The 26,692-nt window shown below is 42.3% G+C and carries 21 protein-coding genes; 7 read left to right on the top strand and 14 right to left on the bottom strand.

Annotated elements, in window-relative coordinates; all coding sequences use genetic code 11:
• Positions 1–93: 93 nt before the first annotated feature.
• Positions 94–1,428 carry a peptide-N-glycosidase F-related protein gene (locus G4D82_RS09630; RefSeq protein ID WP_166337037.1) on the bottom strand — a complete coding sequence of 445 codons (1,335 nt, stop codon included), beginning with the start codon at positions 1,426–1,428 and terminating at the stop codon, positions 94–96.
• 720 nt (positions 1,429–2,148) lie between these two features.
• On the opposite strand from G4D82_RS09630, the gene kdsB reads away from it, so the two are divergent.
• A complete protein-coding gene (kdsB, locus tag G4D82_RS09625; RefSeq protein ID WP_166337036.1) occupies positions 2,149–2,874 on the top strand; it encodes a 3-deoxy-manno-octulosonate cytidylyltransferase in 726 nt (241 codons plus the stop codon).
• 63 nt (positions 2,875–2,937) lie between these two features.
• Here the strand turns inward: kdsB and G4D82_RS09620 are convergent, their stop codons facing one another.
• The 3 genes from G4D82_RS09620 to G4D82_RS09610 all read right to left on the bottom strand — a co-directional run bounded on the left by G4D82_RS09620 (position 2,938) and on the right by G4D82_RS09610 (position 5,347).
• Positions 2,938–3,660 (bottom strand): potassium channel family protein, encoded by a 723-nt coding sequence (locus G4D82_RS09620; RefSeq protein ID WP_166337035.1) that lies wholly within the window; start codon positions 3,658–3,660, stop codon positions 2,938–2,940.
• 71 nt (positions 3,661–3,731) lie between these two features.
• On the bottom strand, positions 3,732–4,679 hold the full coding sequence (locus G4D82_RS09615) for an endo alpha-1,4 polygalactosaminidase (protein WP_166337034.1): 948 nt from the start codon (positions 4,677–4,679) through the stop codon (positions 3,732–3,734).
• Positions 4,679–5,347, bottom strand: a complete 669-nt coding sequence (locus G4D82_RS09610; protein WP_166337033.1) for a spermidine synthase — start codon at positions 5,345–5,347, stop codon at positions 4,679–4,681. The genes G4D82_RS09615 and G4D82_RS09610 overlap by 1 nt, the downstream gene beginning before the upstream one ends.
• Positions 5,348–5,426: 79 nt before the next feature.
• Here G4D82_RS09610 and G4D82_RS09605 point away from each other — a divergent pair, with 79 nt between their 5' ends.
• The 5 genes from G4D82_RS09605 to G4D82_RS09585 all read left to right on the top strand — a co-directional run bounded on the left by G4D82_RS09605 (position 5,427) and on the right by G4D82_RS09585 (position 10,930).
• Positions 5,427–5,984: a 1-acyl-sn-glycerol-3-phosphate acyltransferase gene (locus G4D82_RS09605; protein ID WP_166337032.1), complete on the top strand. Its 558-nt coding sequence runs from the start codon at positions 5,427–5,429 to the stop codon at positions 5,982–5,984.
• Between the two features lie 15 nt (positions 5,985–5,999).
• A complete protein-coding gene (locus G4D82_RS09600) occupies positions 6,000–7,154 on the top strand; it encodes a M14 family metallopeptidase (protein ID WP_166337031.1) in 1,155 nt (384 codons plus the stop codon).
• A gap of 75 nt (positions 7,155–7,229) precedes the next feature.
• Positions 7,230–7,709 (top strand): Lrp/AsnC family transcriptional regulator, encoded by a 480-nt coding sequence (locus G4D82_RS09595; protein ID WP_166337030.1) that lies wholly within the window; start codon positions 7,230–7,232, stop codon positions 7,707–7,709.
• A gap of 135 nt (positions 7,710–7,844) precedes the next feature.
• The gene (locus G4D82_RS09590; protein WP_166337029.1) at positions 7,845–10,400 is read left to right on the top strand and encodes a phosphoenolpyruvate carboxylase; all 2,556 of its coding nucleotides are present in this window, start codon (positions 7,845–7,847) and stop codon (positions 10,398–10,400) included.
• Between the two features lie 11 nt (positions 10,401–10,411).
• Entirely contained in the window at positions 10,412–10,930 is a 519-nt protein-coding gene (locus G4D82_RS09585; RefSeq protein ID WP_166337028.1) for a DinB family protein, read from the top strand.
• Between the two features lie 71 nt (positions 10,931–11,001).
• Here G4D82_RS09585 and G4D82_RS09580 read toward each other — a convergent pair whose 3' ends face one another.
• The 5 genes from G4D82_RS09580 to aroB all read right to left on the bottom strand — a co-directional run bounded on the left by G4D82_RS09580 (position 11,002) and on the right by aroB (position 15,920).
• A complete protein-coding gene (locus tag G4D82_RS09580) occupies positions 11,002–11,478 on the bottom strand; it encodes a DNA-deoxyinosine glycosylase (protein WP_166337027.1) in 477 nt (158 codons plus the stop codon).
• Positions 11,479–11,538: 60 nt separating this feature from the next.
• Positions 11,539–11,967 (bottom strand): DNA primase, encoded by a 429-nt coding sequence (locus G4D82_RS09575; RefSeq protein ID WP_166337026.1) that lies wholly within the window; start codon positions 11,965–11,967, stop codon positions 11,539–11,541.
• Positions 11,968–11,973: 6 nt separating this feature from the next.
• A complete protein-coding gene (locus G4D82_RS09570; RefSeq protein WP_166337025.1) occupies positions 11,974–12,948 on the bottom strand; it encodes a deoxyhypusine synthase family protein in 975 nt (324 codons plus the stop codon).
• 129 nt (positions 12,949–13,077) lie between these two features.
• Entirely contained in the window at positions 13,078–14,478 is a 1,401-nt protein-coding gene (locus G4D82_RS09565; RefSeq protein WP_166337024.1) for a type III PLP-dependent enzyme domain-containing protein, read from the bottom strand.
• A gap of 374 nt (positions 14,479–14,852) precedes the next feature.
• Positions 14,853–15,920 carry a 3-dehydroquinate synthase gene (aroB, locus tag G4D82_RS09560; protein ID WP_166337022.1) on the bottom strand — a complete coding sequence of 356 codons (1,068 nt, stop codon included), beginning with the start codon at positions 15,918–15,920 and terminating at the stop codon, positions 14,853–14,855.
• Between the two features lie 93 nt (positions 15,921–16,013).
• Between aroB and G4D82_RS09555 the strand changes: the two genes are divergently transcribed.
• Positions 16,014–17,183 (top strand): proline dehydrogenase family protein, encoded by a 1,170-nt coding sequence (locus tag G4D82_RS09555; protein ID WP_166337020.1) that lies wholly within the window; start codon positions 16,014–16,016, stop codon positions 17,181–17,183.
• Between the two features lie 82 nt (positions 17,184–17,265).
• Here G4D82_RS09555 and G4D82_RS09550 read toward each other — a convergent pair whose 3' ends face one another.
• The 5 genes from G4D82_RS09550 to G4D82_RS09530 all read right to left on the bottom strand — a co-directional run bounded on the left by G4D82_RS09550 (position 17,266) and on the right by G4D82_RS09530 (position 26,692).
• The gene (locus tag G4D82_RS09550) at positions 17,266–18,111 is read right to left on the bottom strand and encodes an alpha/beta hydrolase (RefSeq protein WP_166337018.1); all 846 of its coding nucleotides are present in this window, start codon (positions 18,109–18,111) and stop codon (positions 17,266–17,268) included.
• A 10-nt stretch (positions 18,112–18,121) separates the two neighbouring features.
• Positions 18,122–19,900, bottom strand: a complete 1,779-nt coding sequence (locus tag G4D82_RS09545; RefSeq protein WP_166337016.1) for an ABC transporter ATP-binding protein — start codon at positions 19,898–19,900, stop codon at positions 18,122–18,124.
• Between the two features lie 104 nt (positions 19,901–20,004).
• Positions 20,005–23,790, bottom strand: a complete 3,786-nt coding sequence (locus G4D82_RS09540; RefSeq protein WP_235924329.1) for a reprolysin-like metallopeptidase — start codon at positions 23,788–23,790, stop codon at positions 20,005–20,007.
• Positions 23,791–23,884: 94 nt separating this feature from the next.
• Entirely contained in the window at positions 23,885–25,753 is a 1,869-nt protein-coding gene (locus G4D82_RS09535; RefSeq protein WP_166337014.1) for an OmpA family protein, read from the bottom strand.
• A 12-nt stretch (positions 25,754–25,765) separates the two neighbouring features.
• Entirely contained in the window at positions 25,766–26,692 is a 927-nt protein-coding gene (locus G4D82_RS09530; RefSeq protein WP_166337012.1) for a PorP/SprF family type IX secretion system membrane protein, read from the bottom strand.

Genomic DNA, 26,692 nt, shown 5'->3' with positions numbered 1-26,692 from the left:
GTAGGTTGTAAATTTTTTTCTATTCGATGATTTTTTTAAGTGCCTGAGTAGCTGAGTGCCTTAGTGCCTGAGTTTTCTAGAACCTTGGCAAAGTTATTCTTTTACCACTTTTTCAATGTGCGTTCCTTTTTCGAAATGCATTTTCAAGAAATAAACGCCGCTGGATTGGTCAGACAAATCTAGCCTTAGCAATGAGCTTGGGTTGTTTCCAGTCTTCAATATTCTTCCTTGCGCGTCGCATAGTTCAAATGATTTTATGGCTTCGGAAGCACTTACATTCATTACACCTGAACTTGGATTCGGGTACAAATCATAACTGTACGCTTCAAAAGCCGTTTGCCCAAGATTGGTGTTTTCACCTTGCAAGTAAACCGATACCGGAATATAGCCTTGCGCGTCCACGAATCGGGCAGTGGGCACCGTAATTTTGAACGAATGGTCACCTGAAGTTAAATTGCCTAAATTGAGTGTTCTAATCGGAATAACTGACCCGGGGCACCAATTGCTGAAAGATTGCCATTGCGCATTAGTTCTGGGCGTCGGGCCGTAAATACCGTTGGGTTGGGTATTGTAAATACGGTACGGTTCACAGGTAGGTTCTCCCGGACGGTAACTAATAATTTGAGCACCATCGTGGTATATGTAATGGAATCTTCGGTTGTATTCTTCGCCGCCGGCGTTGGCACCATGGTTGGAGGTAATCAGGTAATACTGTGCGTTGTTAATGTTCTGTGGCAAGGTATAGTTGATGGTTCGAACGGTTTGCCCAATAACATCAGTAGCGCCTTCTTCATAATTGTTGAGGTTTTTTTTGAAATTCAAGCTTGCCAAAAAGGTATCGCTAGTCGCCGCGGTTTCGGTGTTGGTAACAAAATCTAGCGTGCCGTAAAACACATCGATTCTTCCGCTGCAACCGGCTACTTGGGTTTGTGCGGCATAAGGCACACCGAAAACTTCCAGTTCTACCCAAAAATCGTAGGCCAGATTCATCGCGCTGTCTTTTAAAATTTTAGCCACATTATCGATATTGAAGACATACGGAACCGACGTGGGCGAAATATTTTTATTCATGAACGGTGTGATGAAACGCCCCAATTCAATTTTTTGTGCGGTGTTGGTATCGTACGAAAGGTCGCCTTTGGGAACCAACACCAGATTGACGTTTCCAATTCTGTCATAATTGTCGCAAGCTGCACTAATCGTGACATTGAGCTGTAATGTACTACCAATAGCACCGAGTTGTTCATCAGATAATTTTGTGGTATACAAATCGTTTCTGAGCCGCGTAAAACCATCGGGAACAGGTTCACTAACGATACTGGCATAGCCATCATAAAAAAGGATATTGTTGTAAATCGAGATGGTTTGCGAATAGGCAGAAGTAAGCATTAAAATGCCTGAAAAAAGGAAAAGTAGTTTTGTTTTCATTTTGGTTGTGTTAGAGTGGTTTACAAATCTAACAAAAAAACAATTGGGGTTGGTTTTTTTTGAGTGCCTTAGTTCCTTAGTGCCTGAGTTTCTGAGTTTTTTTGAGGACGGGTTACGTCTTATTGCTGTTGTTCTTTTTTGAGTACCTTAGTTCCTTAGTGCCTGAGTTCCTGAGTTTTTTTGAGGACGGGTTGCGGCTTATTGCTGTTGTTTTTTTTTGAGTACCTTAGTTCCTTAGTGCCTGAGTTCCTGAGTTTTTTTGAGGACGGTTTGTGGCTTATTGCTGTTGTTCTTTTTTGAGTGCCTTAGTTCCTTAGTGCCTGAGTTCCTGAGTTTTTTTGAGGACGGGTTGCGGCTTATTGCTGTTGTTCTTTTTTGAGTACCTTAGTTCCTTAGTGCCTGAGTTCCTGAGTTTTTTTGAGGACGGTTTGCGTCTTATTGCTGTTCTACTTTTTTAACTGCTTGCTGTTGATATGAGTTGATTTTATAACAATCACAAAGGTTTTACATTTATTACTTGATTTACTGAAACGACTGGTTTAAATCTGAACCAACTAAAGCACTAAGCACTTCCTAGCCCTGATGGCAGCGGCATCCTTTTTAAACCTGCCGGGTTATAGAAACCCGGCAGGTTTAAAAAGATATAGCGTACAGCAGGAAATAGCTTCAAAAAACAAAAACCTCACTATCTTAGCCGCTCAGAACCTTAGCACCTTTGCAATGAAAATCATCGCTGTGATTCCCGCCCGTTATGCCTCGACCCGTTTTCCTGCTAAACTGATGCAGGATTTAGGCGGCAAAACCGTTATTGCCAGAACCTACGACGCAGCGGTTAATACCAAGTTGTTTAACGACGTTTTTGTGGTAACCGATTCAGATTTGATTTTTAACGAGATTGTGTCCGCTGGCGGGAAAGCCATCATGAGCCAAAAAGAGCACGAATCAGGCAGCGACCGAATTGCCGAAGCCGTCGAAAATCTCGATGTGGATATTGTAGTCAACGTGCAAGGCGACGAACCTTTCATTGACCGCGAATCACTGGCGAAAGTGATCGAAGTTTTCAAAAATGACCCAGATAAAAAAATCGATTTGGCTTCACTGATGCGCGAAATTCAAGACCCTGAAGCCATCAACAACCCAAACAATGTGAAAGTGGTCGTGGATCAGAACGGTATGGCACTTTATTTTTCGCGTTCGGTGATTCCTTATCCGCGCGAAGTGAATGTGGGGGTGCATTATTTTCAGCACATCGGGATTTATGCTTTTCGCAAACAAGCGCTGATTGATTTTTACCATTTACCGATGAAGTCGTTGGAAGCTTCAGAAAAACTAGAGCAGTTGCGTTACCTAGAATTTGGCAAACGCATCCGTATGGTAGAAACTTCGCACGTAAGTATCGGCATCGACACGCCAGAGGATTTGGAGCGCGCCCGGAAAATGCTGTAAAATTCTTTTTTACTCCAAGGATTTCACGATTGTTGATTCGTGAAAATTCGTGCAATTCGTGTTTTACTCTTTGTTTTCATGGTCAAAATACCCTTTGCTTTTAATCTGAGTAGAGAAGAAATTCAGAAACAAAACCACAAAAAACAAAAACATTAAGGCTTGGGAGGAAACCAATAATTTTCCCGTCGCCGTCACCGGATGCAAATCGCCATAACCAATTGAAGACGAAGTAATGATGCTGAAATAAACAGCATCTAGTGTATTGGTTAAAGGCTTGTTGAGGTAATTGCCGTGCGAATACAACACCGCGTAGGCGAAAACCACTTCCATATAATTTAGGAACAACAACAAGATAGACCGTTTGTAAGAACGCGGTCTGGAAATTAAATCCGAAGCAAAAATCAAAGTTGGGATATACATCACGGTTTCCAGTAACACGTAAAGCATCAAACCCAGCGCCCACAGCTCTTGCTGCCAATGGTTCCACAAAATAACAATCGGGAAAGTCACTTTGAGCAGGATATAACAATCCATAGCCAAATCTTGGTATTCTTCGCCTTTTTTGGCTGCTAGGTATTTGATGTAGATTCCCGGAAAGAGCAGTTGTGATGAGGATAAAAACAAACGAACAATTTTCTCGATGCCGTTGTCGTCTTGGTGGTCGTTGTTCCAAATCGATTTCAGGTTCAGGATTCTTTTCTGAATCGGGTTGAGCCGAGCCTTTGGAAGCCTAGAGACGTTTCCTAGCAATAATTTTCTGAGAATACGGACGAATTTTTTAAACATCGTTAAACCATTTGTTTTGGCGAAGTTAAGTTAAAATTACCAGCGATTCTATGATGGAAATCAGCTAAAGGCTACTTATTGTATAGGAAATAATAACCTTCCACATTGTCTAGAAAAGCACCGTCGAAACCAGCATCAATGATTTTCTTGACGTAGGAATCTTCGTTCCCGTATATGATTTTCCGCCAGTCATCGTGCCAAAACTGCACATAGAATTCGTCTTCATAACCGGCATACTTTTTTTTAATCCAAGTAGGGTTGCCAATTTGCCAGCTGCGTTGCCAATAATACCGCCAGTTTTCTGCCGCTCCGATATTCACATAAGCAATCACGAGCCGTTTGCCGCCGTTGGCTTTGGTCTTGATTTTGGCGAGGTCTTGCGCAGTGAGCAGTCGGTCGTTGAAAAACAAATCAATGGTAATTAAATCGTAATTTGTAGCAGCCAGTGTAGTTAGCAAAAGGTGTTTGGTTCTAGAATCGACCGGATTGATTAGATAAAGATAATTTTTCGCATCGCTAAGTTTGAGAATATCGTTGGCATTTTCGCCCGGAATTTTCGTCGGAATTTCACGGTAATGCTCGTTGGTTTTCACTCGCGGATAAAGTAAAAATCCTTCTTTGTCGTTGAGGGTTTTCACTTTGTCTATAGCAGCATCATCAGTGATAAAATCGGAGAAAAGCACTTGTTTCTCGGTCTTGATTTTCCGCAGCATGTTGAGCCGATAAGTATCAGTCTTGAGTTTTTCGTTGTAGAAAAGATCTTCTACGGCAATTCCGTCGATGGCCTTGAGATAATCCGTCCGGAACTTTCCCGATGGGTTCATTTTCTCGAAAGCGAGTTCGGGCCCATTTTGCGGAATCACGATAAAACTAGAGTCGATGCTACGTGCATATTTGGAAATGGCGATGACGAAATCTTGCATTTTGATTCCAGCTTGCGTGGTTTTACTTTCCTTAATAGGAGCGAAGGCTACCAAGAGTAAAACCGAGATTAATAATACGAAAGATTTTCTAGGCATCAAGGATTATTTTTTTGAACCACAATCAACTCGTTGTGCTGTTCGATTCTTGGAATGGTGAACACTTTAAAAGGCAATTGTTTAAACTCCGAAATATAGTCATTATTGCGGTGGTTGTGTTTTTCGTTGAGCGTCATAGTGTTGAATAAGATGAACCCAGAAGGTTTTACTAAATCGGCAATGCGACGAATGAAAAATTTCTCGAACAGAAAATTTGGCATGTGCGTATCCTGAAAAACATCAATGATAATCAAGTCGTAGGTTTGTTTGGTTTTCAAGACAAATTCGAAAGCGTCGTCAATCACTAGTTTTAAGTTTTCAATTTGGTTCAGTTGAAAATACTCATTCGCTACTTGAATCACTTCTGAATCGATTTCAACGCCGGTAATTTGGCCTTTACAACCGATTTCATCTACCAGAGTTTTAATCACGCTACCGCCGGCCACGCCCAATACCAAGAGGTTTTGCATCGGTTTGATTTTCTCGAAGCCGATTTTTTTGAGTCCGATTCGAAGCACCCGCTGCAAGCTGCCGTAGGAATAATTCGTGTTTTGCGAATCGAGTACCAATTGCCCGTTGTTCCAGTTGATTTCAATTGATTTACTCAGCGCAGAATTTCGTCGGTAAACCCGCATCGGAATAAAATAGCTAAGTACCTTGCGCAGCATTTGTAATTATTTTTCTCAAAAATAGCAGATAAATGTTAATTTTACAGCACTTGCCCAGAATGTAATCAACAATTTCCTTATGAAACAAAGCCTCTATCGGTTCATTTTCTTTCGTTTGATGGGTTGGAAGATAATCGGGACGGTTTCGCCTGAAATTAAAAAATGCGTGCTCATGGTGATGCCACACACGAGCTGGCACGATTTCTATTTGGGACTTTTTACCAGAGGTATTCTGGGTTTAGAGATGCATTATGTGGGCAAGAAAGAGTTGTTCCGATTTCCGTTTGGCTGGTATTTCCGATGGATGGGCGGCACACCGCTTGACCGCACCGGAGGTTTGAACAGAGTAGATGCGATTGCTGAAATTTTTCGAAACAAAACCGTTTTTCGCATGGCCATTTCTCCTGAAGGAACAAGAAAGAAAGTCAGCGAACTCAAGACCGGCTTTTATTATATTGCAGTCAAAGCCCAAGTTCCTATTATTCCGGTGGCTTTCGATTTCCAAAATAAACAAGTGCGAATTGGGCAGCCTTTTTATCCCACGGGCAACTACGAAGCCGATATGAAAATTCTTTTGCCCCATTTTGCTGGCGTCAAAGGAAAAATTCCGGAGAACAGTTTCGAGTATCGCCCATAATTATTTATCATTAGCATGAATTATCAATTTTTAGCCGAAGAATATCAGGAAAAGACATTGTCAGGCCGTTATATCACACTGAACAACATCGAACCTTTATTACAGCAATGGAATACGGACGGCCAACTCGATATCGTAGAAAGCTCTGTTTTAGGGCAACCTTTATATAGGTATAAAATAGGTCAGGGCAATACGCGCATTTTAATGTGGTCGCAAATGCATGGTAACGAAAGCACGACGACCAAAGCTGTATTCGATTTGTTGCAATTTTTGCATAGCGATGAAGCATTGGCCCAACGATGGTTGTCGCATTTTACCTTGATGATTCTGCCCATGCTCAACCCTGACGGTTCCGAAGCTTATACACGTGAGAACGCTAACGGTATAGATTTGAACCGCGACGCACAGAATTTATCACAGCCCGAAAGCAGGTTGTTGCGCCAATGTTTTGAGGAGTTTCAGCCGCATTATTGTTTCAACTTGCACGACCAGCGCACGATTTATGGCGTTGGCGATTCGAATTTACCTGCCACCGTTTCTTTTTTGGCACCAGCTTTTAACCTACAACGCGAGATAAATGCAACTCGTGAAAAAGCCATAGCGGTAATTGTTGCTATGAACGAAGTTTTGCAACAATTCATTCCCGGGCAAGTCGGGCGTTTTGACGATGCGTTTAATTTGAATTGCGTCGGCGATACTTTCCAATCGTTTGGCGCACCGACGATTTTGTTTGAGGCCGGACATTTTCAAGAAGACTATCAGCGCGAAGCAACACGGAAATATATATTTATTGCGCTTCTTGCGTCTTTACAATTCCTTAACGAAAACGTTGTAGTTCATAATAAAACGGATGATTACTTGAAAATTCCTCAAAATAAGGTCGTTTTTTTTGATATTGTTTATAAAAATGTCAAGATAAATTATGATGGTATTGAAAAAAATACGAATTTCGCCGTTCAATTTAAAGAAGAGTTGATTAACGGCCAGCTTTGCTTTAACGGATATTTTGCCCAGATTGGAGATTTAGAAAATTATTTTGGGCATGTTGTATTTGATGCTCAAGGAGCAGTTTATTCAGATTCAACTGACAATATTCCGAAATTAGATGTAAAAGCAGATTTTTGGTTAGATAAAAACATTAAAATTGTTAATGGCCGGATAAATAGTTAATAATTTTCTGGATTTGTAGCGAATAATTCAACTGTTCTTTTTACATTTAGCCAAAACATAACACTAGCAATATTTATGAGCAAGTTTCGATTAGATGAAGTAGATCACCAGATCTTAGACATGTTGATTGACAATACCAGAATTCCGTTTACTGACATTGCCAAAAAGTTACTGATTTCCGCGGGCACCGTGCACGTGCGCGTCAAGAAAATGGAAGACGCCGGTATCATTATGGGTTCGTCGTTAGTGCTCGACTATGACAAATTGGGTTATTCGTTCATTGCCTACATTGGGGTTTTTCTGAACAATACTTCACAAACCAAATTCGTTTTGGAGCGCATCAACGAAATTCCATACATTACTGTGGCTTCGGTTACAACAGGGAAATTCAACATTTTCTGTAAAATCCGTGCGAAAGACACCAAGCACGCCAAAGAAGTCATCTTCATGATCGACGACATCGAAGGCGTTTACCGCACCGAAACCATGATTTCACTCGAAGAAAGCATCAACGACAAAAAGCGTCTAATGCACACGATTTTCAAGAACATGTAAACTTTTCAATCACGATATTTAAAACCTCAAGTAATCCTTGGGGTTTTTTATTTGGCACTAGTTCCAAAAATATAGAAGACGAATTGGTGTAAATTCGCGGAATTCGTGTTAACTTTTGCTCAAATTCATCTTATCATGTATACGCTGACCAAAATCGAACGGTTCCATCAGAATGTGTTATCGAAATATCACGTTTACAACAGCGTGTTTTTGACTTTGCCTTTCGATGCGATTGACAATACCGGCGTGCTCTTGCCACTGTTTTCCGAAGTTTGCGAAAAGGGCTTCCAACGGCAAGAAACACCAATTGAGATTGTAAATTTCTTCAATCAAAAATATTTGGACAATGCCGACGAGCATCATAAAATCGGTTTGTTGTTTCGTTTTATCCAATATATTGAGCGTCAGATTGTGTTGTTTGACGCGATTGAAGATGCCGCCTTTCCGATTGTCAATAACCTGGAAGGAAAAGGCTCTTTGCGCGACAGTAAAGAAACGGCTGACGGTCAAGGTAAGGCCGAGGCTTTTCGGGATTTTTTAAACGAGTTCAAAGTCAGAACGGTGCTTACAGCGCATCCGACGCAGTTTTATCCGGGTTCTGTGCTGGGCATTATCACCGATTTAACGGCCGCGATTCGTCAAGACGATTTGGTCAAGATTAAAGAATTGCTCTCGCAGTTGGGCAAAACGCCTTTCATCAAAAAGCAAAAACCAACACCATTCGACGAGGCGGTAAGTTTGACTTGGTACCTTGAAAACGTTTTTTACCAAACTTGTGGTGCCATGCTTTCGTATATTCAAAAGAATGTTTTTGCCGGTGCGGAACTCAAGAACCCGATTTTCAATTTAGGTTTTTGGCCCGGTGGCGACCGCGATGGCAATCCGTTTGTTACTACGGAGATTACGCTTCAAGTAGCTGAACGTTTGCGCTCGTCTATTTTGAAAAATTATTACAAGGATATTCGCAATCTCAAACGCAAACTGACTTTCAATAAAGTTGATGTTCTGATTGCCGATTTAGAGCAGAAGATTTATCGCTCGGTGTTTTATTCCGAAGGGGCTATTTTTATTACCGTAGCTGCTTTTGAAAAACAACTGCATCAAATCAGGGAAATTATTATCGAAGAACACCAATCCCTGTATTTGGATGAGATCAACGATTTGATCAATAAGGTCAAGTTGTTCGGGTTTCACTTTGCTTCGCTCGATTTGCGTCAGAACAGTAAGATTCACGATGCCGTTTTCGCCGATTTGTTTAAAGTTGATGAGAATTTCCAGTCGAAATCGATCACTGAGAAAATGAAGCTGTTTCAGCAAAATTATCCCAAGTTAATCGCAGACAATTTTGGTAGCCTTACCCGCGCGACCATCGAATCTCTCTATGCGATGAAAACCATACAAAATAAGAATGGCGAGCCTGCTTGCAATCGTTACATCATTAGCAATTGCGAAAGCGCTTGGCATGTGATGCAGGTTTTGGCTTTGGCGCAAAGCTGTGATTGGGAACATCCAACACTTGACATCGTGCCGCTTTTTGAAGTAATCGATGATTTGCAAAATGCCCCGGAAATTATGGAGCAATTGTACAACAATCCGATTTATAAAAAGCATTTGCAAAGTCGGGGTAACCAACAAACAGTGATGCTCGGTTTTTCTGATGGCACCAAAGACGGCGGCTACCTGATGGCCAACTGGAGTATTTATAAAGCAAAAGAAAATATCACTTCGGTGTCCAGAAAATACGGTATTAAAGTAATTTTCTTTGACGGTCGTGGCGGACCACCTGCGCGCGGCGGCGGGAAAACGCACCAGTTTTATGCTTCATTAGGGCGTTCTATCGAAAATTGTGAAATTCAAGTCACTGTGCAAGGGCAAACCATCAGTTCCAATTTCGGAACGCCGGATTCTTGCCGGTACAATTTAGAAAATTTACTCAGTGCGGGCGTGAGCAACCAACTGTTTGACCAAACGCAAGCGACGTTGACCGAAAGCCAGAAATCGATATTGGATGAATTGGCGCAAATCGGGTATCAGCGATATTCTAATTTCAAGAAGCATCCGAAGTTCATTCCTTATCTAGAGCAGATTAGTACCTTAAATTATTATGCGAAAACCAATATTGGCAGCCGCCCGAGTAAAAGAAGCAATTCCGATACGCTAGATTTTTCAGAACTGCGAGCGATTCCGTTTGTCGGTTCGTGGAGCCAACTCAAACAAAATGTGCCTGGATTTTTTGGCGTTGGCAGTGCGTTAAAGCATTTTGAGCAATCAGGTCGTTGGACACAAGTGCAGCATTTGTATCGCGATTCGCTTTTTTTCAGGACTTTACTCGAAAACAGTATGATGTCTTTGGCAAAATCATTCTTTCCGCTGACGGCTTACTTAAAAGACGATCCGGGATTTGGTGCTTTTTGGCAAATTATTTACAACGAATACCTTGAAACTAAACGATTACTACTTAAAATAGCGGGTCATAGCGAACTTATGGAAAATTATCCCGACGGCAAGGCTTCCATAGCGATGCGTGAGAATATTGTCAAGCCGTTATTGGCTATTCAGCAGTACGCGCTGCTTCGAATCAGTCAGTTGCAAAAACAAGAGAATGCCGATACCCAACTAATCGAAACCTACCAGAAATTAGTCACCCGTTCGTTATTCGGAAATATTAATGCCAGCCGGAATTCGGCGTAAAACTTTAACTAATGAAAGTCAATCAATTACCAAACACGGAATACGCAGTACACTACGCGCCATACATTGCAGCGGTTTCCAACGAATACAACCTAATAGAAGAACTCGAAATATCTGTACATCGATTGATTAAATTCGTGCAAAACATCCCGATGGACAAATTTGATTATCGTTACGCCGAAGGTAAATGGACAATCAAAGATATTCTATTGCATTTGATTGATGCCGAACGGATTTTTGCCTATCGGGCGTTACGGTTTGCGAGAAAAGACAAAACCCCTTTACCTAGTTTCGACGAGAATGTTTATGTGGATGAAGCCCGAGCCAACACACGTAGCATTCAGGATTTACTTACCGAATTGGCCGTGGTGAGGCAAGCCACTTTGTCATTGTTCAAGAGTTTTTCTGAGGAAGATTTATTGCAAGTAGGCACCGCTTCCAATCATCCGATGTCGGTTAGGGCTTTGGGCTTTGTGATTATTGGGCATCAGAACCACCACCAGCGGGTTTTTGTGGAGCGGTATCTTTGAGAGGACCGCTTCGCTGTAGGACCGCTTTGCTTTAAGACCGCTTCGCTGTAGGAAGTCGTTGTTTAAAGAATTTAAATCAGTGCTTCGCACCAGGACTTTAGTTTTTCTTCAAACTTGACTGTGTTGGCTGGGCTTGTGGAGGGCATGACGTGGAATTCAATGCCATCTAAGTTTCCAAATTTCTTCATGAAATACCGGTGGCTTTCTTTGCCATTGAACAAGATTTTTCTGATGCCCGGAAATTCCTGCAACAAACCCGGAATGTCGTTCTCCTGATGGTTTTTGATATTGACATCGAGGCTGCCTTCGCGCTCGCAGTTTGCCAGTACATCCCAAAGGACGATTCGGTTCTCTTTGATAAGTTGGACTTTAAACTCAAAATTCTCAGGAACAATGCCATCTGAAAAAACCGTAAAGAGAATTTTCCAAAATTGGTTCTGCTTGTGCGCGTAATATTCCTGTTGTTGTAAAGACATCGCGCCGGGCATTGTGCCTAAAATCAGGATTTGCGCATTAGGGCTAGTAATAGGCGGAAAGGAACTAATCATGTGCAGCGATAAAAAAAGGAACCCGAAAGTTCCTTAGTTGTATTTATAATTTGTTTTTCTTTATTCGTCGTCGTCGTCATCTTCGTCGTCGGCGATATCATCTTCATCGTCCTCATCATCGTCGTCGTCATCGCCATCATCGTCTGAGCCGCCCGGATCTTTAGTGATATCTACTTCTTCCTCATCATCATCTTCCGAAGGCGCGTCTTCGTCGTCGATATCAATGCCTTTGATCACATCGATTGGTTCTACGATATCGTCTAGATCGTCGTCTTCTTCAAATTTTTCGAGTCGGCTCGCGAGTTTGGTGCTCACTTTTACTAAATAAATCGTGTCTTCAGTGCGCACTTCTACGGCTTCAATCAATTCGTTGTGGGCGTTGCGGAAGCGGATGATGTTCGAGTCATCGTAGCCGTCAGGGAATTTTTCCACCAATAAGGTAAGGATTTCGTTGGTCAGTTTAGAGTAATCAACAATAATTCTTCTCATAGTTTATTATAAATCAAGTAGGTAAGCAAAAATTAGTGGGGCTACAATTGTAGCATCGGATTCAACAATGAATTTTGGAGTATGGATATCGAGTTTTCCCCAAGTAATCTTTTCGTTCGGCACAGCGCCGGAATAAGAACCGTAACTGGTAGTCGAATCTGAAATCTGGCAGAAATAACTCCAGAACGGCACATCGTGCATTTCCATATCTTGGTACAACATCGGCACGACGCAAATAGGGAAATCTCCGGCGATACCACCACCAATCTGGAAGAAACCGATTCCTTTTCCTTCGCAGTTTTTAGTGTACCAATCGGCCAACCACATCATGTATTCAATCCCGCTTTTCATGGTTGTGGGCTTGAATTCACCTTTGATGCAATACGATGCGAAAATATTTCCCATGGTGCTGTCTTCCCAACCTGGAACGACTATCGGCAGGTTTTTTTCTGCGGCGGCGACCATCCAGGAATCTTTCGGGTCGATCTCGTAATATTGTTTCAGAACGCCGGAATTGATCATTTGGTACATGAACTCGTGCGGAAAATAACGCTCGCCTTTCGAGTCGGCATTGTTCCAAATATCGTATAAATGCGATTGCAATCTGCGGAAAGCTTCTTCTTCAGGAATGCAAGTATCGGTAACGCGGTTGTAGTGGTTTTCGAGTAAATCCCATTCTTCTTGTGGGCTCAAATCGCGGTAGTTCGGCACGCGCTTATAGGAATTGTGGGCCACGAGGTTCATGATGTCTTCCTCGAGGTTGGCGCCGGTACACGAAATAATGTGTACTTTGTCTTGACGGATCATCTCAGCCAATGATTTGCCCAATTCGGCGGTACTCATGGCGCCGGCCAATGAAATCAGCATTTTGCCGTTGTCGAGCAAATGGGCTTCGTATCCTTTAGCAGCGTCAACCAGTGCGGCGGCATTGAAGTGCAAATAGTGTTTCTCGATAAATTGACTGATGGGTCCTTTACTCATAATAATGTGGTTTGTGATTCTGTAGCCCTAGCCCTGATGGAAGCGGTTATCCTTTTGCGCTGGCGTTCAGCGCGAAAGATATAAGCGTACAGCAGGAATCAGCTCCTGAAAATCATTTTCAAAAATAAATTATTTTTTATTATATCCTAATATGTTGAGCACTTCTTCTGAAGTTTGTTGCTCAGAGAAAATCTCGGTCGCCAAAATGCCGTTTTCGTCGCGGTCGATCAAGATGTGGCGCGGCTGTGGAATCAGGCAGTGGTGCAATCCGCCGTAGCCGCCAATGGTTTCCTGATAGGCGCCGGTATTGAAAAAGCCGATGTACAAAGGTTTTTCCTTGTTGTACTTGGGCAGGTAGATGGCGTTCATGTTCTGCTCGGAGTTGTAATAGTCGTCGCTGTCGCAGGTCAAGCCGCCAAGCAAAACGCGCTCGTAGGTGTCGTTCCAGCGGTTGATGGCCAGCATGATGAAACGCTTGTTGATGGCCCAAGTATCGGGTAAAGTGGTGATGAAAGACGAGTCGATCATGTTCCACTTTTCGCGGTCGTTTTGTTGTTTCTGATAGAGAATTTGATAAATCGCGCCGCCGCTTTCGCCCACGGTAAACGAACCGAATTCAGTGAAAATGTTCGGTACTTCTACTTCTTCCTCGTCGCAGGCGATTTTAATTTGGTTGATGATCTCGTCGATCATGTATTGGTAATCGTATTCGAAAGCGAGTGAATTCTTGATCGGGAAACCGCCGCCAATGTTGAGTCCGTCGAGTGTCGGGCATTCTCTTTTGAGCGCGATGTATACTTTGATACATTTTACGAGCTCGTTCCAGTAGTAAGCCGTATCGTTGATGCCCGTGTTGATGAAAAAGTGCAGCATCTTGAGCTCGAGATTCGGGTTTTCCTGAATTTGCTTGCGGTAAAACTGAACGATATTCTTATATCCAATGCCCAAACGCGAAGTATAGAATTCAAATTTCGGTTCTTCTTCGGCGGCAATCCGGATGCCGATTTTGAACTTGCCTTTGATTTCGGCTTGCAACAAATCGAGTTCTTCGTAATTGTCGATGATTGGAATGGTGTTCTTGTGCCCATTGTTGATCAAGCGCGCGATGTTTTCCACATATTGGTCGCGTTTGAAACCGTTGCAGATCACGTAAGTGCTTTTGCTGATTTTGCCTTCCGAAAGCAGGTTTTCGACAATATTGATATCGAACGCAGAAGACGTTTCAATATGGATATTGTTCTTGAACGCCTCGTTCATGATATAGGAAAAATGCGAGCTTTTGGTGCAGTAACAGTAGTAGTATTTCCCTTCGTACTTGTTTTTTTCCATCGCATTACGGAACCAATTCTTGGCGCGTTTGATGTTGCTAGAAATTTGCGGCAAGTAAGTGAATTTCAGCGGTGTTCCGTATTGCTCCACGAGTTTCATCAAATCGATGTTGTGGAATAACAGGTTGTCTTTGTTGAGCGTGAATTCTGCTTGTGGGAAATAATAGGTTTGGTTGATCAGGTCGAAATATTTGGTATTCATTGAAAGGCTGTGGTTTTTAGATTAAAAATGAACTAGTGGTCCGTTTCGAATCTAAAATTCAAACCCTGATATTCGCGTAAATGATCGGCAATTTTTCGTTGAATGAGCTGGTGAGGGAGAACACTTCCCAAACCGAAACCGAATTGGGTGTCAAAACGCCCTTCAATATCTTGCGGAAAGATTTGTGGTTTTCGCTGCCAGCAAAGGCTGCGTGGGCGTTATGGTTGTTGTTATTCATCAGGGCAAATGTAAAAAATAAAATATTTCTTGTGCAATCGTTTTGATTAAAAAAATGTCAAGATTTCCAGATTATTTTAAGGGTTTGAAAATAGGGTAATTGACCCAGGGAAATGGGGTCGATATCCTAACAGGTACTAGGCTTGATAATCTTGAAAGGCAGCAAGGATCAATTCTTTTTCAGCCGTTTGGTCGATTTTGATTTGACCGATGGCTTCAATGAGCGCGAATTGCACCGTTCCGTATTCGTTTTTTTTGTCGTGTATCAACAAATCCAAAATAGGTTCAATGTCTACTTGTTCAAAAATAATCGGTTCAAAGATACCCGAAATAGTGTCTTTGATTTGGCGGTAATCGGCCTCGGAAATCCAACCTTTTTTCCAAGACAAATAACTTTCCAGAACCATTCCGGCGGCAATTGCCTCGCCATGCAGCAAGTTGTTTTTGTTAGGGTTTTCAAGGAAATGACTCTCAATCGCATGGCCCAAAGTATGCCCGAAATTCAGTGCTTTTCTGATGCCGTTTTCGGTTGGGTCTTGCTTTACGATTTCGTTCTTGATTTCGATCGAGCGGTAAATCAGCGCATTCAAATCTTGAGCGTCGAGTTGTTTTAAATCAAGAAATTTTTCCCAGTAATCTTTATCGTAAATCAAGCCGTGTTTGAGCATTTCCGCCAAACCAGAACGCATTTCGTTTTGCGGTAAAGTATCGAGATAATCTGAATCAATCAGCACCATTTGCGGCACATTGATTACGCCGATTTGGTTTTTCAGTACGCCCAAATCCACGCCGTTTTTTCCGCCTACCGAGGCATCGACCATCGCCAATAAAGTGGTTGGAACATGAATGAAATCAATCCCGCGTTTGAAAGTGCTTGCGACAAATCCGCCTAAATCAGTGACCACGCCGCCACCCAGATTGATAATGACGCTTTTTCGGTCGGCGCCGAGTTCGGTCAGCACGTTCCAGATTTCCACGCAGGTTTCGATAGTTTTGGAACTTTCTCCGGATTCGAATTCGATGATTTCGATAGCAATTTCCGTAGCCAGAAAAGGCAAGAATTTCCCCAAGCAATATTCGTTGGAATGGCTGTCGGTGAGAATAAAGATTGAAGAGTATTTCGAGGCCGCCAAATGCGCGTTCAAAGCTTCGTAACCTTGCGCGTTGAAATAAATCGGATAGCCATTGGCTTGAAGGACAGACATAAAGGATTGTGTAATTTTCGGGCGCAAAATACGGCAATTTTTGATTAGATTTTAATCCGTAGTCGTTATATTTGTCCTATTATCAAAACTACCATGGAAAAAATCTTCAATGACACCCAAGTCGCCTTTGCCCTGAAAAGTGATACCGAATTAGACCGCGCTTATTTCCTGTTCAAACTCATCGATAGTCAGCCGCTAGTGCGCATTGGTACTGCCGTGACCAACTTTGCGATCAAAGCGCATTTGCCGGTAGAGGGTTTGATCCGCGCGACAGTTTTCGACCATTTTTGTGGTGGGGTAAATGAAGACGATTGTTTACCGGTAGTGGATAAAATGTATACCAAAGGCGTTTCGTCTGTTTTGGATTATTCCGTGGAAGGAAAAGAAGAAGAAGCGCAGTTTGATGCCGCTCTTGAAATGACTTTAAAAACGATTGAGTTCGCTAAAGAACGTCAGGCGATTCCGTTTGCGGTTTTTAAGCCCACGGGTTTCGGTAGGTTGGATTTGTATGAAAAACTCGGTTCCGGTGAAAAATTAAATGATGCTGAACAAATAGAATGGGAAAAAGTCGTGAACCGCTTTGATATGGTTTGTAAAGAAGCCCACGCTAAAGATGTCGCGCTTTTGATTGATGCCGAGGAAAGCTGGATGCAAGATGCTGCCGATGAGCTCGTCACCGAAATGATGCGCCGTTACAACAAGCAGAAAGCGATTGTTTTCAACACTTTGCAAATGTACCGTTGGGACCGTTTGGATTATCTGAAGAAACTACACGAAGTAGCAAAAGCAGAAGGGTTTTTCATCGGAATGAAACTCGTGCGTGGCGCATATATGGAAAAGGAAAACGCGCGCGCTGAGGAAAAAGGTCATCCGTCACCAATTTGTGTTTCGAAGGAAGCGACCGATATCAATTACGACGCTTCGGTGCATTATATGGTAGAACACCTCGATACCATGGCCATTTTTGCCGGAACGCATAACGAAGAAAGTTCGTATAAACTGATGCAACTCATGCAAGAGAAACGCATTGCTAAAAACGATCCGCGCATTTGGTTCGGGCAACTTTATGGCATGAGTGACAATATCAGCTATAATTTGGCAGCAGCCGGTTATAATGTAGCAAAGTATCTTCCTTTCGGACCGGTGCGCGATGTGATGCCTTACTTGATTCGCCGCGCCGAAGAAAATACTTCAGTAGCCGGACAAACCAGCCGCGAACTCACTTTGCTAAAAACCGAACGCGACCGCAGAAGGGGAAAATAAACTCGGGTTGCAAAGATTTACAGATGCAGAAAATAAACACAAATTCCACTAATTTACACTAATTAATTCGTGGAATTCGTGTTTAATCTTTCTTCGGATACAACAACCTAAAGGCATTAAACATAGCTGGATGTGATGAAGTCGCGTGGTCTTCTTCAGGCATATAATCGAAATACACTTTCAGGTTTTTGTTTTTGGATTGTAGGAGTTTCTCGGCTAGGATATTGGCATCAACTTCCATCACATGCGGATTTTTACTAGTTGCTAAACCTTCTTTTCCCACACCAATATAAACTTTTGTATTTTGGGGAAAAGTTTCTTTTAAAATCTGTGAATCTTGTTTTAAAATACTGCCGTCGTTCCACCATAAACTTGGGCTAATGATGATGTAGCGATTGAATAAGGCAGGCCGTGTCAGTAATATTTCTGTGGCCAACAATCCACCTAATGATTGTCCGATGATGGTACTTTGCGCAGTGCCTTTGTATTTACTTCGGATAAAAGGCTGGAGTTCTTTTTCTATGAAGTCCATAAAGTTTTGCGAGCCGCCAGTGGTGGGAAATCGTTTTTTTTCTACTTCCACCAAAGTCGGGAAAGTGAAATCACGCTTGCGATCCGTATTGGCAATGCCCACGACTATCGATTGCGGAATACGGTCAATCCACGAGAAAGTATTGTATTGCACCAATCCGACCGTGTGGATAAAATCTTCATCAGCGCCGCCATCGAGCAAGTAAATCACCGGATAATGAATGGTGTCGTTGGCTTTGTATCCTTCGGGCAAATAAATATTGATGGTTCGCTTCTCGGATAAAATTTTTGATTCCAGCTCGTCGGTGTAACCCAATACAAAAGGCTTTGAGTTTTTGGTTTGCGCTACTGAAATAAATGAAATTCCCAATAACAAAATAAGCGTAATTTTATTCATAGATGTCATTTTATGTATGGCTAAACTGAAGCTGGCTCAGGTTTTTATATGTCCCGTTTTCAATTTCCATTAATTGAGCGTGTGTGCCTTGTTCGGTAATTTTTCCTTGGTCGAGAACAATAATCGAATCCGCTGAACGAATCGTTGAAAGTCGATGTGCGATGATGATGCTCGTGCGACCTTCCATCAATATTTCTAGCGCTTCTTGCACTAGTTTTTCACTTTCGCTGTCGAGTGAAGAGGTAGCTTCGTCCAAAATTAGGATACTCGGATTTTTGAGCAGCGCGCGCGCAATCGCAATGCGTTGGCGTTGACCGCCCGAGAGTTTGATGCCGCGTTCGCCCACAATGGTTTCCATTTTTTCAGGGAAACTTTCAATGAAATTTAGCGCGTTGGCTTGTTGGGCAGCTTTGATAATTTCGGCATCGGTGGCGCCAGGTTTTCCGTAGGCAATGTTCTCGCGAATCGTTCCGCCAAACAAAATTACATCTTGTGGAACAATGCTCATGTGTCCGCGCAAAACTTCTAACGGATAATCACCGATGTCTTTGCCGTCAATTTGAATGCTTCCACCATCGATGTCATAAAACTTCAAAAGCAGCGAAGCAATGGTTGATTTTCCAACGCCACTCGGACCGACGATGGCTATTTTTTGACCGTGCTTGGCCTCGAAACTCACGTCTTTTAATACCTGAACTTCTTTGCGCGACGGATAACTGAAAGCCACCTTTTGGAAGCTAACATTTCCATTGATTTTGTATTCTTGTTCGGTTTGTCCAATTTTTTCCGGGGTTTCTTCAAGCAATTCAAATACGCGCTCGGTGGCTCCGATGGCTTTTTGAATTTGGGCATAAAGCTCAGCAATTCCGCCAAAAGAAGCACCTACAAAAGTTGAATACAATACGAACGAAATTAGTTGCCCGACACTCATTTCTCTGCTGATGCTTAATTGTACACCATACCAAACCACGGCTACAATCGAACCGAACAAGCAAAAGATGATGAACGAAGCAAAATAGCCGCGATATTGTCCGCCTTTGATGGCCAGACTAACCACTTCGCGCACTTTGGTGGTGTAGCGCGCAATTTCGTAAGCTTCATTGGCAAAGGCTTTGACGATGCTGATGCCTTGCAGAGTTTCTTCAACAATGACTTGGCTTTCGGCAACTTGATCTTGTACTTTTTTGGAATATTTGCGAATAAATCTCCCGAAGATAACTGCCGCTACAGCTACTAATGGCACCACCGCCAGCATGAGTAAAGTGAGTTTAAAACTCTCACTAGCCAAAAGAATAATTCCTCCAATAATCAAAATAAATTGGCGCAAGAATTCTGCAATAGTAGAGGTAAGTGTGTCTTGAATTTGTGAAATATCCGCGCTGATGCGACTATTGAGTTCGCCCACGCGCTTTTGTGAGAAGAACGACATCGGCAATTTGATTAGGTTTCCGTAGAGTGCTAATCGTAGGTTGGCCAAAGTGTTTTCGGTGAAATTGACAAAAAGGGAAAGCCTGAAAAAGGAAAAAAACGATTGCAAAAATAAAATACCGACCAAACCCAAAGCGATGTTGTTGGCCAGTTTTGTATCGTGGTTTTTGACGCAATCCACCAACATGCCCATGAGCTTAGGAAACGCTAGGGCTGTGGCTCCGGTCAGCAGTAAAAAAAACAAACCGAGGAAAAACTTCCATCGGTGTGCTGCTGAAAACTGAAATATTAAAGTCGCTTTTTGTAGCGAACTGGCCGTGATTTTTGACTTCGGTAAATCGTTTTCTTTGAATCGGCTCATAAGTTAACATTTGGCGCCAAATGTAATTCATCTGAAATAATGCTACAAAATCGCTGACTAGCTTTGAACCAGAATTAACAAAAGATTATCAATCGCGTGAGTTGCTATGGATGATTCGAATACACCGAGTTTTCAATGTTGATATAAAAATTGTCTAAATCAGAATTGTCAACTACGCCATCTCCATTTAAATCGGTATTCAAGTAACCAAAATTAGAATTTTCGATGTCGACGAAAAAGGTGTCAGAATCTGAGTTGTCAATTACTTCATCTTGATTGATGTCGCCGTTATAAAAACCCCAAACACCACTTTCGAGTTGTGTCATGTTCGAACCAAAGGCCTTGTTGGCTTGATTGGTAAAATCATAACTTACACTCGAAGTACTGAATGTGATTGCCGAACCGCTCCATGTTTGTATAGCTGATCGGTGCTTGACCGCAATATAATACGAACCAGATAAAGCAGGGAAAGTAACTACCGCGGTTCCGTTTGTTTGTAAAACTGCAGTGGTTGTGAAGTCGGTGGCAAATGTTGACGCATTTCTTAATTCAACAGTGATGTCATCTACGTCTGTTGCACTTGATCCAACGCCTTGATTGGATTTAACCGCTTTCATTTCATCAATAGAATTGTCGTAGTAATCGGCGATAAATAGTTTGAGGTTTAAAGTAGTATTCGAAGGCACAATGACCACTGTATAATCTTCTACTTGTCCGTAAGAAAAAGTTTCACAAGCCGTTGGAACGCCATTGTATTTTAACGAAACACGCATTCTAGTTGTACCCAAGGTAGCTGTAAGCGGAACGGTGAAAGTGCCGGTAATAGGTGTGGTCGTCGAAGCAGCTCTGGTGTAGACAGTTTCGCCAGCATCGGTAAAATCTCCGTCGCGATTGTAATCAATATAAACAGCGTAACCTTCAGGATAAACGGTTCCGGTCCAGGTTGGTGTAATCGAAATCGTTGGGGTACTTCCTAAAGTAAGATTGGTCGAAAGATTAGTGAAATCGGTATATCCTGTTCCGCCAGTCGAAGTATTGTTGATGGTTCCAATGGTTACGTTGCCAATTAGCTCGTCTGCTACGCTGTTTCCTTGCGAAGTACAGTAAGTAAATGCTGCGGTGGTTATTGAAACTACATTGCTTGAAACAGAAACATTTCCGGCTTCATCTCTTGCTTTTACTGAAAAAGAATAGGAAGTCAACGGGCTCAATCCGGTAACGGTGTATGTTGTTGACGCAGTAGTTCCGATCAGCGTTGCCCCTTGATAAACATCGTATGCAGTAATCGCAACATTATCGGTGGCACCCGACCACGAAAGTACTGTCGAGTTAGAAGTTGTAGAGGAAGCACTTAAAGTTGGAGCAGAAGGCGGAGTAACATCAGGAGCTTGGGTAGTAACATTTACTACATTGCTATTTGAAGAAACATTTCCTGCGGCATCTTTTGCTCTGACAAAAAAGGTGTAGGCGGTAGCGGCAGTTAGGCCTGTAACCAAATAAGTGGTGGTGGTTCTGTTAACTAAAAACACACCATTTCGATACACGTCATAACTCACAACTCCAACATTATCAGTGGCTCCAGTCCAAGAGAGAAAAGTTGACGTAATGCCTGTTAGGCTGTTGGTTAAAACAGGAGCAGTAGGCGGAGTGCTGTCATTGGCAAGCGTCGTTACGCTGACCGAATTGCTGTCAACGGAAAGATTCCCATCGGCGTCTCGGGCTTTTACTGTAAAAGAATAGTTGGTTGATGCACTCAAACCAGTAACAGTGAAAGTGGTGGCAGTCGATGTGCCAATTTGTACTCCATTTCTATAAATAACATAACTAGCCACTGCAATGTTATCGGTGGCTCCTGACCAACTTAATAGTGTTGCGTTATTTGTAGTGTTTGAAGCCGCAAGTGTTGGTGGTGTAGGAGCGGTAGTGTCTGCAGTTCCCGCAGTAATGGTAAAGTTAGTGTTGGAAACATCATAAAAAATATGATTTGAACCTGCAATCATGATGCGATTGGTAGTGCCGGCCACATTCGGAATAGTAACCGCTTGAGTACCATCATTCGGAGTTCCGGCCACTAAAGTTATTGGAAAAGTAAGCCCGCCATTGGTCGATAAAAGGATATCCACATTGGCACAATTAATACCATTTGCCGTAGTGCCTGCAACATCCCAAGTAATGGTTTGCGAAGTATTTCCAACATAAGATACCGCAGTATTCGGACTAGTCACTAAAAACGGACCTACATTGGCAACGGTAAGAACCATATCGTCGGTTGTGTTTTGTCCGCCATTTGGAGTTCTATTGTCTCTTACGGTTAAAGTAAAATTCATTGTTCTAGCCACAGTTGGCACTACTTCCCAGGTTGGGTTCAAAACATTGGCAACTACACTAGCCAGTGGCGGCATATATCGGTTCGGTGAAGTTGATGGCGTTATCGATCTAAAATTCGGTCCAGTAGTAGCGGTTTGAGTAGGCGGTTGGGTACTGGTTTGGTTGTTCGTTTGTTCCCAACAATAGGTTAAAGTATCTCCGTTGGTGTCTGAACCGGCTCCTTTTAAAATAAACGCTGTTCCTTTTGGTATCGTGTAATCAATTCCTGCATTTGCAGTTGGAGCCGCATTTCCATTAGCAACTGCTACCGCACAGGTTCCTCCGGTTCCAGAAATAAAGGTTGTCATTTCAGAAATACTGATGGTATGAAAATAAGCGTCAGAATTATTTTGAACATTTGGTGCACAAATTCCGGCATATCCCATTATAGTTGAAGCACTTCCCGGTTCTACTGCGGTAGTAGAATTTCTATTGCACGCATTATTTTGGGTATGATTTGCGCCCCATTGGTGACCCATTTCGTGTGCTACATAATCAATATCAAACGGATCTCCGACTGGCGAACCTTGACCGGTAATTCCTCTGGCTTTACTGCCTCCACAAGGAGAATTCAATTGCGCAAGTCCGCCGCCACCGGTACTTACAGTATGACCGATATCATAATTTGATGAACCTATAGCAGCATCAATAACGGTCTGACTTTGGTTAATTAACGTGCTGGAATTCGAATTGTCGAAACTATCTGATTCAACAAAAACAATCAAATCATTGTTGGCAACTAAATTCATTCTTAAGGCCATATCGTTTTCGAAAACACCATTAACGCGAGCCATAGTAACCACCATTGCCGATAAAACCGCCGCTTTCTTCTGACTTAAAGTACCACTGGCCAATCCTGCGGCATTGATATGGAACGCTGCAAATTCAATAGTACAAGCCATAGCAAGCCGATAGGTTCTGAAAAAGCCATCGCTGGTTCGGTATTGGATTGGTTTTTCAATTTGGTCTTGAATTAATCTAAATTCTTCAGGTGAATTGTCTGTTACGCCACACTGAAATGATTTACTCGGATTTACGTCTTGTTTTTTGTAAACAATATAATTCTTCAAATCTTTAGAATAGGTATCAATATAAAAAGTGCCGTTTTCACCCGATAGCGACATGACATGTAAACCAAAAACAGTAATACTAAATCGAATAGTTTCAGCAGGATTCTTAATATTTTTTCCTGTGTATGTTTTTAAATCTGGAAATTTATCTGCCAATCCTTTCTCCATAATTGGAGCTTCATAAATTCGATATTCACTCAATTCTCCTTTTGGATTTGGAAAAGCAATCATGAGATTCGAAACTGTACTGTCAGCATCTAACGGAGCTTTCAATAAAAGAGATTTAAGCAAGTCTAAATTCAACGAATACAATTCAAACTTTGATGGCATAGAAGCACGTTCCATCTTCACTGACGATTTTATTGCTTCCTCCGAAACTTTATTCCATAACGGATTTTGACCAAAACTGTTGATAAAAAGTAATACAGCGACCAGTAGTAATAGTTTTCTCATGATGTAATTTTAACTTGTGGTGCGTAAAAATAGTATAATTATCTCTAAATCAATATATTTTAGAAGCAATATTTCTCTTTTCTAAAAGATGATTCTATTTCACAATCAAAAATTCTGAACGGCGGTTGGCAGCGTGGTCTTCTTCTGTGCAATTTTCCTTGCAATCAATTTTCGGCTCGGTTTCGCCCATTCCTTTGCCTGAAATTCGGTGGGCAGCAATTCCTTTGGAAATTACATACTGCGCAGTAGCTTTGGCCCGACGGTCAGACAGACTTAGGTTATAGGTATCGCTGCCTCGATTATCGGTGTGTGCTTTGGCAAGAATCACCAGTTTTTCGTTGTTTTTCATCACTTGCACCAATTTATCTAGCTCGAAAGCGCCTTCTTGGGTGATATTACTTTTATTGTATTCGAAGAAAATCGGTTTGAGCACAATCTCGGTTTCGGTGACAATCACATCAATCGGTTGAAGCGGCGCGCTCACATTGAAGGTTCCGCCTTTGCTTTTGGCTACTTCGAATGAGTTGCTTTCAAAACCGTCTTTGGCTGCCATAATTGCGTAGGCTTTGTTACAATCTACTTTGTAAGTTACTTCGCCTTTATCGTTGCTGGTTTGTGTGGCGATGACATTCTTTTTATCATCTAATATCGAAACGTTGGCGTTGGCCAGAATCGCTCCGGTTTTAGCATTGGTCACTACCGTCACTACATCGACATTGCAAATGGTATGAACTTCAAAAATGTCATCGTTGCCATCGCGGTTACTTGAGAGAAATCCGATGTTTTGGCTTTTGTCGAAGGTGAAAGCAAAGTCATCTTTTTCAGTATTGATGGGTTTTCCGAGATTGACTGCTTCGGAGCCTTTGCTCAAATCGGCCTGAAAAATGTCTAAACCACCAAGTCCGGGTTTTCCGCTCGAAGCATAAAAAAGTGTAGTGTTGTCATCGGCGATAAATGGGAAACTCTCGTTGCCTTCGGTATTTATTTTGGCTCCCAGATTCTCAGGTTTTCCGTAGCTTCCATCGGCATTGACGGCTACTTTCCAGATATCGACACCACCCAAGCTTCCGGGCATATTAGACGAAAAGTAAAGTGTTTTACCATCGCGGCTTAAACTCGGGTTACTGGTAGAGTATTCGCTGCTGTTAAAAGGTAATGAAACTGGTTTGCCCCAGCTACCGCCTGATTTTGTTGTCACGAACAAGTTGTTTCTACCTAGTTTGAGTTTGTTTTTGCTGTCTTTCTCAAACGAAGATTCGCGGAAACTGTCGCTCGCAAAATACATCGTATTACCGTCAGCACTCAATGTTGCCGGGCCGTCGTGGTATTTAGAATTGAGTTCAGTGATGTTGCGCACATTGGCGATGGTTTGGTCTGCGTTGAAATCTGCTTGGTATAAATCTAAGAAAGGCTCTTTGTTCCAACCGTAATCTTTGCGGGAATTATTGCGCGAACTGGTAAAGTACAGCTGATTGTTGTTCAGTAAGGCACCGAAGTCAGATTTGTCTGAATTGAAACTTCCGGTTTTGACTTCATAAAGCTTAGAAAGATCAAAAAGCTTCGGAACATAATTCGGATTTTCTTTAAAAGCTTTGGCCCTTTGGTCGTTCGGGGCTTGGTCTGCAAATTTTTGCATTTGTTTGTTCGCTTCTTCGTATTTGCCGTTGGCTTTGAGCATTTGTGCATAGCGGTAATAGGTTTCCGCATCTTGTTTGGTTTGGGTGGCTTTCGCGTACCATTTTGCAGCTTCGGTAGTATTGAACATATTGAAATAACTGTCGGCAAGTTGTTTATAAACGTAACCGTCTGCCTTGCCGTTTTCAACCAACTTCAGATAGGCTTCAGCGGCACTAACATATTCATATTGATTAAAATATTGGTCGGCCTTTTGGGTTACGGAATTTTGAGCCAACAGTCCGTAACTGAACAGGGAAAAACTAAAAGCGATGATGGTTTTTTTCATGAAAGGTTGGTTTTAGAAATATCTAGGTGATTGTGATACTTTTTTCGGGAAGTTCAGATCGAATAACAAAATAACTTCGTGTGAAGATGGTGTGGTAACTTTCAAATCCGAGATGATGTGGTCATACGCATAGCCGATTCTGAGGTTCGGACTAATCGCATAATTGACCATGGCGCCAAAACTGTCTTCCTTGCGGTAAGTAGCACCGACTTCGAACTTTTGATTGAACAAGAAGTTGGTCGAGATATCATAAGAAACCGGCGCGCCAAAAGCTGATTTGACCATCGCAAAAGGCTTGAATTTGGTGTTCTCGCTCAAATCGAAAACGTAACCTCCGGTCAAGAAATAGTGTGAGGTTTCATCTCCGAATTTTCTTCCGTTATAATCCAAATGCGTCGATTTGAGAATATTTGGCACCGAGAACGCCACATAGTATTTCTGGGTGTAATAGAAAACCCCAGAGCCGATGTTCAAAAACGTATTGCTGGTGTTTTCCTGAAAAGCCGGGTCGTTCAAATCCGGAACATTTCCGTCTCCGATTTCGCTGAACAAACCTACTTTATGGAAAGTCGCTCCAGCCTTCAAACCGAAAGCCAAACGGTGCTCACCACCCAAATTCAGTGTGTAAGAGAAATCACCATACACATTGTTTTCCTCCACCGGCCCAATCTTATCGGAAATCACCGAAAGACCGATTCCGACATTTTTACCCACTGGAGTTGATCCTGAAAACGAGAACGTCGCCGGAGCATCTTCGATATCTACCCATTGCTTGCGGTAAAGCAATCCAAAAGAAAGATTCTCTTTAGAGCCCGCATAGGCCGGGTTAATCACGTTCATGTTGTACATATATTGCGTATAGTGTGGATCTTGCTGGGCTTGGGCGTCGAGGCTGAAAAGAATCAGTAAAATGGCGATGGCTTTGAACGTGTTTTTCAT

The organism is Flavobacterium lotistagni (genome assembly GCF_011392125.1).
GTDB classification, from domain to species: domain Bacteria; phylum Bacteroidota; class Bacteroidia; order Flavobacteriales; family Flavobacteriaceae; genus Flavobacterium; species Flavobacterium lotistagni.
The sequence above is the reverse complement of the archived record's forward strand: the minus strand, read 5'-3'. Positions and strand labels throughout refer to the sequence as shown.